Origin of the sequence: Pseudomonas kilonensis, assembly GCF_001269885.1 — a bacterium.
Taxonomy (GTDB): domain Bacteria; phylum Pseudomonadota; class Gammaproteobacteria; order Pseudomonadales; family Pseudomonadaceae; genus Aquipseudomonas; species Aquipseudomonas kilonensis.
This window is the reverse complement of the sequence record NZ_LHVH01000004.1, coordinates 64551-75751: the sequence shown is the minus strand read 5'-3', so window position 1 is coordinate 75751 and position 11201 is coordinate 64551. Positions and strand designations below refer to the sequence as shown.

The window sequence follows — 11201 nt, the reverse complement described above, 5'->3', positions numbered from 1 at the left end:
CGGTTCCATCGTTTACACCGCTACCCTGACCAACGCCGCTGGCTCGCCAGTGACCGTGACCCTGAGCAACGGTGCCGTCATCAACATCGCCGCTGGTGCTACCACCGGCACCGTGACGGTCGATGCGCCAACAGACGACGTCTACAAGGACGCTGGCAAAGTTGAAGTCAGCATCGATCAAGCGACTGGTGGTAACTTCGAGAACCTGGTTCCGAGCACTACCCCGGCGGTGACTGATGTCACTGATACCATCGACACCAGCACCGTTTCGCTCACAGCGACTTCGACGGTCGCTGAAGGCGGCACCGTGGTTTACACCGCGTCGGTCAACGCTCCGGTAACTGATGCCCCGCTCGTCGTGACGTTGAGCAACGGCCAAACCATCACCATCGCGGTCGGCGCCAGCAGTGGCAGCGTGAACTTCGTTACACCAAACGACGCCCTCGCTGGCGGCGACAACCTGAGCGTGAAAATCGACGACGCCCAGGGCGGTAACTACGAAAAACTGGACATCGACGCCACTCCGGCCGACACCACCGTTACCGACGTGCAGGACACCACTGGCCTGACGCTCTCGGCAACCGACACTGTCGCTGAAGGCGGTTCCATCGTTTACACCGCTACCCTGACCAACGCCGCTGGCTCGCCAGTGACCGTGACCCTGAGCAACGGTGCCGTCATCAACATCGCCGCTGGTGCTACCACCGGCACCGTGACGGTCGATGCGCCAACAGACGACGTCTACAAGGACGCTGGCAAAGTTGAAGTCAGCATCGATCAAGCGACTGGTGGTAACTTCGAGAACCTGGTTCCGAGCACTACCCCGGCGGTGACTGATGTCACCGATACCATCGACACCAGCACCGTTTCGCTCACAGCGACTTCGACGGTCGCTGAAGGCGGCACCGTGGTTTACACCGCGTCGGTCAACGCTCCGGTAACTGATGCCCCGCTCGTCGTGACGTTGAGCAACGGCCAAACCATCACCATCGCGGTCGGCGCCAGCAGTGGCAGCGTGAACTTCGTTACACCAAACGACGCCCTCGCTGGCGGCGACAACCTGAGCGTGAAAATCGACGACGCCCAGGGCGGTAACTACGAAAAACTGGACATCGACGCCACCCCGGCCGACACCACCGTTACCGATGTGCAGGACACTACCGGCCTGACCTTGAGTGCGACCGATACCGTTGCTGAGGGCGGTTCCATCGTTTACACCGCCACCCTGACCAACGCTGCCGGCTCGCCAGTGACCGTGACCCTGAGCAACGGCGCGGTCATCAACATCGCCGCTGGTGCTACCACCGGCACCGTGACCGTCGATGCGCCAACAGACGACGTCTACAAGGACGCCGGCAAAGTCGAAGTCAGCATCGACAACGCCATCGGTGGCAACTTCGAGAACCTGGTTCCGAGCACTACCCCGGCGGTGACTGACGTTACCGACACCATCGACACCAGCACCGTTTCGCTCACAGCGACTTCGACTGTGGCCGAAGGCGGCACCGTGGTTTACACCGCCTCGGTCAATGCACCCGTGACCGAAGCTCCGTTGGTTATCACCCTGTCGAACGGCCAGACCATCACCATCGCGGTCGGCGCCAGCAGTGGCAGCGTGAACTTCGTTACGCCAAACGACGCCCTCGCGGGCGGCGATAACCTGAGCGTGAAGATCGACGACGCACAGGGCGGTAACTACGAAAAACTGGACATCGACGCCACGCCTGCCGACACCACCGTTACCGACGTGCAGGACACCACTGGCCTGACGCTCTCGGCAACTGACACTGTCGCTGAAGGCGGCTCGATTGTTTACACCGCAACATTGACCAACGCCGCCGGCTCGCCAGTGACCGTGACCCTGAGCAACGGTGCGGTGATCAACATTGCCGCTGGTGCCACCACCGGCACCGTGACCGTCGATGCGCCAACAGACGACGTCTACAAGGACGCGGGCAAAGTCGAAGTCAGCATCGACAACGCCACTGGCGGTAACTTCGAGAACCTGGTTCCGAGCACCACGCCGGCGGTGACTGACGTTACCGACACCATCGACACCTCGACTGTCAGCCTGACCGCAACGTCCACCGTCGCTGAGGGCGGCACCGTGGTTTACACCGCTTCGGTCAATGCACCCGTGACCGAAGCTCCGTTGGTTATCACCCTGTCGAATGGCCAGATCATCACCATCCCAGTCGGCGCCAGCTCCGCTTCGGTGAACTTCGTTACACCAAACGACGCCCTCGCCGGCGGCGATAACCTGAGCGTGAAGATCGACGACGCCCAGGGCGGCAACTACGAAAAACTGGACATCGATGGCACGCCTGCCGACACCACCGTTACCGATGTGCAGGACACTACCGGCCTGACCTTGAGTGCGACCGATACCGTTGCTGAGGGCGGTTCCATCGTTTACACCGCTACATTGACCAACGCCGCCGGCTCGCCAGTGACCGTGACCCTGAGCAACGGCGCGGTCATCAACATCGCTGCAGGCGCCACCACCGGCACCGTGACGGTCGATGCGCCAACAGACGACGTCTACAAAGACGCTGGCAAAGTCGAAGTCAGCATCGATCAAGCGACTGGCGGTAACTTCGAGAACCTGGTTCCGAGCACCACGCCGGCGGTGACTGACGTCACCGACACTATCGACACCTCGACTGTCAGCCTGACCGCAACGTCCACCGTCGCTGAAGGCGGGACTGTGGTTTACACCGCGTCGGTCAACGCTCCGGTAACTGATGCCCCGCTCGTCGTGACGTTGAGCAACGGCCAAACCATCACCATCCCAGTCGGCGCCAGCTCCGCTTCGGTGAACTTCGCTACACCAAACGACGCCCTCGCCGGCGGCGATAACCTGAGCGTGAAGATCGACGACGCACAGGGCGGTAACTACGAAAAACTGGACATCGACGCCACCCCGGCCGACACCACCGTTACCGATGTGCAAGACACTACCGGCCTGACCTTGAGTGCGACCGATACCGTTGCTGAAGGCGGTTCCATCGTTTACACCGCAACATTGACCAACGCCGCCGGCTCGCCAGTGACCGTGACCCTGAGCAACGGCGCCGTCATCAACATCGCCGCAGGCGCCACCACCGGCACCGTGACGGTCGATGCGCCAACAGACGACGTCTACAAGGACGCTGGCAAAGTCGAAGTCAGCATCGACAACGCCACCGGTGGCAACTTCGAGAACCTGGTTCCGAGCACTACCCCAGCAGCGACCGACGTCACCGACACCATCGACAACACCACCGTCAGCATCACCGGCAGCACGTCGGTCACCGAAGGCCAGGCGGCCACCTATACCGTCAGCCTGACGAACCCGGCACAAACCGAAGTGACGCTCAAGATCGTCTACAGCGGCACCGCCGCCGACGGCACGGACTTCACCGGTGTCTACACCGTGAAGATCCCGGCCAACGCCACCAGCGCCACCTTCAACGTGGCAACGCTGGACGACAAGATCACCGAAGGCACCGAAAACTTCGTGGTCAAGATCGACTCGGCCACCGGTGGCAACTTCGAGCACCTGGCGGTCAGCGGCACCAACGGCAGCGTCAGTACCTCGATCATCGACAACGATGCGCCACCGGTACTCGACCTGGACGCCAACAACTCCAGCGGCAAGACCGGTGCCGATTACCAGGTGACCTTCACCGAAGGCACCACCGGCCCGGGCGTGTCCATCGCCGACACCGACCTGAGCATCACTGACCCGGACAGCACCATGCTGACCGGCGCGACCATCGTGCTGACCAACCGTCAGCCTGGCGATCATCTGAACCTAGGCAATAGCGTCAACGGCATCAGCATCAACGCCAACAGCACCGACGGCAAAGTCGTCCTGACGCTGACAGGCAATGCAACGCTGGCCGACTACATGCAGCAGATCAAGAACATCAGCTTCATCAACAACAGCGAAGATCCGAGCACCGTACCGCGCATCATCACCGTGACGGTGACCGACGGCGCGAGCTACTCCAACACCGCCACCACCACCGTAAACGTGGTCGGGATCAACGATGCGCCAGTGGCCACCGGTGGCGCGGTGACCGGTACCGAAGACACGTCACTGGTCCTCGGCTGGTCGACGTTCGGCGTCAGCGACGTGGACAATTCCGCCACCAGTCTGGGTGTGAAAATCACCGAGCTGCCGGCCGATGGCAAGTTGCAGTATCTGGACGGCGCAACTTGGAAAGACGTGGCCAACAACCAGACCTTCACCAAGGCTGACATCGACGCCGGCAAGCTGCGCTTCACTCCGGACGCCAACGAATCCGGCGCCAATGGTTATGTTGGCAGCAGCATGGGCAACAACCAGGCCGACTACGCACAGGTCAAATTCCAGCCAACCGACGGCCAGGTGCTGGGCAATACCGGCACCGTGAAGATCGACATCACCCCAGTCGCCGACGCACCGACCCTCAACGTGGCCGGCAACAACGTGACCTCCACCGGTTTGATCAAGGAAGTCTGGACCGGCCTGTCGGGTCTGGGCACCGATGGCAGCGGCGCGCCGTCCGGCACGCTCAAGTCGGTGATCGATGCCGCCGGCACGCCGAACAGCAGCACCAACGTGACCAACGTGCAGTCCGACGGTAACGTGAACGTGGGCACCGCGTCGAAAACCTCGGGCCTGATTTTCCTCGAAGCCGGCAAGACCTACACCTTCAGCGGCACGGGCGATGACAGCCTGCTGGTGACCATCGGCGGCAAAACCGCCGCGGCAACCACGTGGGGTGCGGGCGGCCAGTTGAACGGTTCGTTCACACCAACCACCAGCGGCTACTACACCCTGGACATCTACCACCACAATCAGCACGGTATCGGTAGCTATGACGTGAACCTGTCGGTCAACGGCAGCACGCCTGTAGACCTGAGCAGTGCCGGCGTGCCGCTCTACACCGGCGTGACCGACTTGGCGAATGCTGGCGTGACCGTCTCCGACCTGCACGGCACCAACGGCGAAGGCTACTACGACGGCTTCAAGCTCAACGAAGGCGCCGAAGGCACCAGCGTGCACCTGTCGAAAATCACCACCGCCCTGACCGACACCGACGGCTCCGAAAGCCTGAGCGTGAAGATTGGCGGCATGCCGGAAGGGAGTGTGCTGAGCGACGGCGTGGGCCACTTCGCGACCGTGGGCAGCAACGGCGAAGCATCGGTCAGTGGCTGGAACCTGGGCAGCCTGACCCTGACGCCGCCGGCCTATTACAACGGCCAGCTCAATCTGACCGTGACCTCCACCTCCACCGAAGCCCTCGGAGGATCGGCGACTACCACGGCGCAGATCCCAGTCACCGTGTACCCGGCGACCTACAACGCCATCACCGCCACGGCGGGCAGTGACAACGTCACCGGCACCGACGGCAACGACATCGTCGTCGCCGACATTGGCGGGCTGACCGTAGTGCCGGGCGTCAACTACAACATCGCCTTCATGGTCGACAGCTCCGGCAGCATGAGCGACTCGTCCATCGCCGCGGCCAAGGCCTCGCTGACCTCGGTGTTCAACACCCTCAAGCAGAGCCTGGGCAGCAACTCCGGGACGGTGAATATTTTCCTGGCAGACTTCGATAGCCAGGTGAACAAGTCGATCTCGGTCAACCTCAACAACCCGGACGCCTTGACCCTGCTCAAGGGTGTGCTCGACTCGATGGTGTCCGGTGGCGGTACCAACTACGAAGACGTGTTCAAGACCACGGCGAACTTCTTCAAGAGTACCGACGCCCTGAACAATACCGGGGCGAAGAACCTGACGTATTTCATTACCGACGGTAAGCCGACTTACTACCAGACCGGCGAACAGCCCAACCCAACGCTGTACGGCAGCGTCAAACTCGATGACGTACTGAGCGCATCCAATTACACCGTCGGTAAGTACTACACCCAGACGATCGACGGCACGCACAAGTACACCATCTACGAAAACGGCCAGATGTACCTGTCGACCAAAAGCGGAAAGAACTGGAACGACAGTTATGTCGGCACGGTGCACGCCGAGGGCAATGGCACCTTTGAATTGTCGAACCAGGGCGGCACCGGTTATGGCGATTACTGGAACTATGTCGATTCGGCGACGGGCTCGACCGACAGCTTCACACTGCTCAAAGGCTTGAGCACCGTCGAAGCCATCGGCCTGAACAGCGATGTGACCCTGAACGACCTCAAGCCCTACGATTCGGACTCGACGCCGCAGACCAACATCGACCCGAACAACCTGGCCAACTCGATCATCGGCCACACCGAAGCGACCCTGCCGGGTTCCGACACGGTCAATGGCGGCAACGGCAACGACATCCTGTTCGGCGACCTGGTGAGCTTCAACGGCGTTGCTGGCGAGGGCTACCAGGCCATCCAGGCCTTCGTTGCTCAACAGAACGGCGTGGACGTCAGCAAGGTGACCACCAGCAACGTGCACCAGTACATCACCGAACACTACCCCGCGTTCGATGTGTCCGGTGCCCACGATGGCAATGACACCCTGCTGGGCGGTGCCGGCAACGACATCATTTTCGGCCAGGGCGGCAACGACACGCTCAACGGTGGCAAGGGCAATGACATCCTGCTCGGTGGCACGGGTAACGACACCCTGATCGGCGGCCAGGGCAATGACACCCTGATCGGTGGCCTGGGCGGCGATACCTTTGTCTGGAAGTCCGGCGACACCGGCACCGACGTGATCAAGGACTTCAAGGCCAGCGAAGGTGACCGGATCGACCTGCGGGATCTATTGCAGGGCGAAACCGGCAGCACCATCGACCACTTCCTGAAAATCAGCACGGTCGATGGCGTGTCGTCACTGCAGGTCAGCACTTCCGGCCAGTTCAATGCGGCCAACGGTGCCGCAGCAACGCCGGATGTGACGATCAAGCTCGAAGGCAACAACTGGTCGAACGTGAACCTGAACTCGTTGATCGCCGGCAGCGACCCGACCATCAAGGTCGATCACAACAACAGCTGACCGGGCCCTCACGGCCGCCCTTCACAGGGCGGTCGTGCATGGCTGCTCCCAGGATGACGATTTCGTCTCCACCCTCCATACTCCCCCACAGTTGGCCTATGCTGCCCAGCATGACGCCGCTTCATACATGAGGGATGCCCGATGTTTTATGTGCAACGCGATGCACAAGGCCTGCTGGTGCGCGTAGAAGCCACCGCTTACGCCGAGGCCACCGAAACCTTGCCGGCCGACAACCACGAGATCCAGGACTGGTTCGCCAACCAGGCGGTGGAAAACAGCCTCAAGCAGCTCAAGCAAAGCGACCTGGAGATGATCCGGGTACTCGATGACTTGATCCAGGTGCTGACCAGCAAAGGCGTCATCCGCGTCACCGACCTGCCACCGGCGGCCCAGGCCAAGCTGATGGACCGCAACCAGGCCCGGGAAGCCCTGGGTGGGTTGAGCCGATTGATCGATGATGATGAGAAAGGGTTGATCTAGGCTCCCACCTCGAGCAGCACACAAAACCCTGTGGCGAGGGGATTTATCCCCGCTGGGCTGCGCAGCAGCCCCAGATGCTTAAAGGTGAACTGCCTGACACACCGAGGCGGCTGGTGTTTAGGGCTGCTGCGCAGCCCAGCGGGGATAAATCCCCTCGCCACAGGTTCTGGGTTGTCTGGGCGGACGCCATCGCGAGCAAGCTCGCTTCCACAGTTGATTGGTGTTGATTTCGATATTTCGGTTCGACACAGATCCAGTGTGGGAGCGAGCTTGCTCGCGATGACAATCGTCAATTCACCGCAGGCCTGTCAGCCCGCCGCTTGAACCTCCAGCCGATCCATCGCCCTCTCCACCAGCAAATGCACCCCATCGGCCATTCGGCTGATCGCCAGGATCACGCTGCGGCGTGAGCCGTCGACGTCGTCAGCCAGGTCGGCGGCGATGGCGCTGATGGACAGCAGGTCTTCAGAGGCATTGGCCAGGAGGGTTTCGGTGTCGATGTCTGGGGAGACCATGAAGAGTTGGGCGGTTTGGGTTTTTCCCGAGGCTTCATCGGTGGGTTTGGGGTTGAGGTAGTAGTCGAGGGCGCGTTCGGCGGCTTCGTCGAGTTTCTTTGCTTGCTGGGTTTCGACTCGGGATTTGGATGAGGGCTGTGGGGGGTTAGGCGTAGCTTTGAACATGGTTTGGGCTTCCTATTCAATTCAGAGCCGCCCTGGCTCGCTTGCACGCGATGAAGGGTGGCAGCTATGTGCGAGTGTGCAAGACCGAGTAAGACAACGCCCAAAAACTCGGCAGACCCGAAGGTCTCCCACACACAGCCGCCATAAAACATGAGCACGAATGCACAATAAGTGGCTGGTGATATTGTTGGGCGTCTTTCTAACCGGCTTGCACGCCAGTGTCACCGTTTTTTTCAGTGACAAACCCAGACTAGCCACGAGGCTGACGCCGGACAAGTTCACCAAGTTCGCCACAACTCGAAGGAAATCTCCTAGGACGTTACTTTTAGAGGGGGTGTATATCCGTTTCTGCGGTAACGGCCACTTAGGGTTCCGCCCTGACGGCGGGTCACTTTTGAAAAGCGCAAAAGTAACCAAAACGCTTCTGCCCCACCACTTGGTGCCTCGCTTAGGCTCGGCATGCCCTCACTCCGGCATTGCTCCGTGGGCCGCCGCGAAGGGCCATCCATGGCCCAGCGCGGCTACCTCGGCATCCATGCCGAGGTGCCCACTGCGCAATGCCTGCGTTCGGCCAGCGTGGTTAATGGGGCGCCCGAGATCAACGTCCTCTCCGAGGCGGCCTGATAGCCGACCTGGCTCTGGATGACCGCGTTCCTCCTGTGGGAGCGGGCTTGCTCGCGAAGAGGTCGGCAAGCCCAACATCCATGTGACTGAACCACCGCTATCGCGAGCAAGCTTTGCTCCCACAGGTCCTGCTCAAACAGATCTGACGGGTGTACGACCGGGAGAGCCAGGTCGGCTACTAGGCCGCCTCGCGGTGGACGTTGATCTCGGCGCCCCGTTAACCACGCTGGCCGAACGCAGGCATTGTGGAGTGGGCATCCCGGCATGGATGCCGGGATAGCCGCGCTGGGCCATGGATGGCCCTTCGCGGCGGGCCCACGGAGCAATGCCGGAGTGAGGGCATGCCGAGCCTAGGCGAGGCACCGAGTGGTGGGGCAGAAGCGCTTTGGTTACTTTCGCGCTTTTCGAAAGTGACCCGCTGTAAGAGCGGAACCATAAGCCGCCGTTACCGCAGAAACGGATATGTACTCAGTCAGAAGGATAAAAGACCGCCTCACCCCCAGCGCTTAGGCTCACCCACCAACTGCCCCTGAACCCCAAACAACCCCATCTCCCGAATCACCGCCAACTCCCCCTCCGTCTCAACCCGCTCAGCAATCAACGGCAGGTCAATACTGTGAGCCGCCCGCTGAATCGCCTCGATGAACAAGCGCTTATCGCTCTCCTGATCAATCGCACGAATATAGCTGCCATCGATCTTCAGGTAAGCCAACCCCAACCGCGACAAGTTGCCAATCATGCTGAATCGCCCACCAAAACGCTGCAGGCTCAAGGAGAAGCCCAACTCACGCAGACGCCGGGTCAACTGCTCCAGCACCGCTTGCTCCGGCAGTTGCTCTTCACCAATCTCCAGGGTCAGGCGCGACCCAAGGTTGGAATGCGCCCGCAGGATCTCAAAGATCTTGTTCAGCGCCTGCGGATCGGCCAAGGTCGCCGAAGACAGGTTCAACGCCAGGGACTGCTCATGCCCGGCCATTTGCTTGAACACCTGTTCAAGCATCAAGCGGTCCAGGCGCGCAGTCCAGCCAAAGCGCTCCAACCAAGGCAGGAACCGCCCGGCGGGGATCGTCTGGCCCTGCTCGTCCAACAGCCGCGACAGCACTTTGTAATGCAGCACCACCTGGGTGTCCTGGGCAGCCACCACCGGCTGGAAATACAACTCGAAACGCTGATGACTCAGCGCCTGATCGAGCAAATTGTGCCAGGCATGGTGATCATCACCGACACTGGCCGACGCGCTGTGGTCCAGGCAGGCCCAACCCGGTTCGCCCTGGCTTTCGGCCTGGGCCAGGGCCTGGTCGCCGAGCTGGAGCACCGCTTGCGGCGAGTCGCCATGGGCGAACGGCGCCAGCCCGATGGAGGCCACCGACGCCACATCCGTCGCGCCGGTCGCATGCAGGCTCGCCAATGCAGCCTCAAGATTCTGCGCCAGTTGCAGCGCTTCCTCGCGCACCAGCCCAGGCGCCAGCACCGCGAATTCCCCGCCGCGAATGCGCGTGACCAGGTTGTGGGTTTCCGGATACCGCGCGCATTCACGCAGCAATTGCTCACCCACGGCCTGGAGCAACTGGTCGGTGCGCTGCCCGCCCAACCGCTGGTTCAAACCGGCCAGGTCCTTGACCCGCAACAACAGCAGATAACCGGAGCTGGCCTGCTCCGGGTTGCTCACCCGGGCATTGAGCTGCATTTCGAAATAGCGCCGGTTGGCCAGGCCCGTGAGGTTGTCCTGGTAGGATTCGACCCGCAGTTTCTCGCTGCGCTCGGCCTGTTCCTGGAACAGCGCCTTGAGCTTCTCGACCATCTGGTTCATCGCCTGTACCACGCGGCGCAGTTCAGGCGTGCGCGGCAGCTCCGGCAGGCTCAGGAACTCGCGACGGGCGATGGCATGGGACTGATGCACCATGTAGTCCAGCGGCTTGAGCTGGCGACGCAGAAGCAAGGCCCCCAGCACCGCGCTCACGGCGCCACACAGCAAAAGCCAACCCAGGCTGCCCAACGCGCTCTGCCACAGCTTGGCGAGGGCGAACATCGGGTGGCTGACCACTTCAACCCGCGCCGCCTGTTCCCAGCCGCGACTGACGATGGCATCGCCTCCGGCCGGTTCCAGGCCGATCAGCTTGACGAACCATTGCGGCACGCTGCCGGCGTCCGGCGTGCCGGTGCGCTCGACCAGGGTCTTGTCGGTGGCCACGTCGACCACGCGGATGGTTGCGTAGTAGCCACTGTCGAAGATCGAGCTGACCATCAGCTCCACCATCGCCGGGTCGTCGATGTTCGGCGTCAACGACAGCGCCAGCGCCGTGGCCGCGTCCTGGGCATGGGAGCGCAACTGGTTGACGTACTGGGCCCGCGAGCTCTCCAGGCTGACCATGAAGCTGCCGCTGAAGGCAACCACCAGGAACAGACAGATAGCGATCAACAGCTGTTTGAACAAGGACATC

At 61.6% G+C, this 11201-nt stretch carries 4 protein-coding genes and 1 pseudogene; 3 read left to right on the top strand and 2 right to left on the bottom strand.

What is annotated here, in order from left to right; genetic code table 11:
- A pseudogene (locus AD662_RS01045) lies at positions 1 to 6976 on the top strand (LapA family giant adhesin); the annotation flags it as partial.
- 141 nt (positions 6977 to 7117) lie between these two features.
- Positions 7118 to 7456: a hypothetical protein gene (locus AD662_RS01040; RefSeq protein ID WP_014335964.1), complete on the top strand. Its 339-nt coding sequence runs from the start codon at positions 7118 to 7120 to the stop codon at positions 7454 to 7456.
- 308 nt (positions 7457 to 7764) lie between these two features.
- On the opposite strand, the gene AD662_RS01035 is transcribed toward AD662_RS01040, so the two are convergent.
- The gene (locus AD662_RS01035; protein ID WP_053184970.1) at positions 7765 to 8136 is read right to left on the bottom strand and encodes a DUF6124 family protein; all 372 of its coding nucleotides are present in this window, start codon (positions 8134 to 8136) and stop codon (positions 7765 to 7767) included.
- A gap of 459 nt (positions 8137 to 8595) precedes the next feature.
- On the opposite strand from AD662_RS01035, the gene AD662_RS29135 reads away from it, so the two are divergent.
- Positions 8596 to 8760, top strand: coding sequence for a hypothetical protein (locus AD662_RS29135; protein ID WP_156334882.1), 165 nt, complete (start codon positions 8596 to 8598; stop codon positions 8758 to 8760).
- 493 nt (positions 8761 to 9253) lie between these two features.
- Here AD662_RS29135 and lapD read toward each other — a convergent pair whose 3' ends face one another.
- Positions 9254 to 11200, bottom strand: a complete 1947-nt coding sequence (lapD, locus tag AD662_RS01025) for a cyclic di-GMP receptor LapD (protein ID WP_046065609.1) — start codon at positions 11198 to 11200, stop codon at positions 9254 to 9256.
- Position 11201 lies beyond the last annotated feature (1 nt).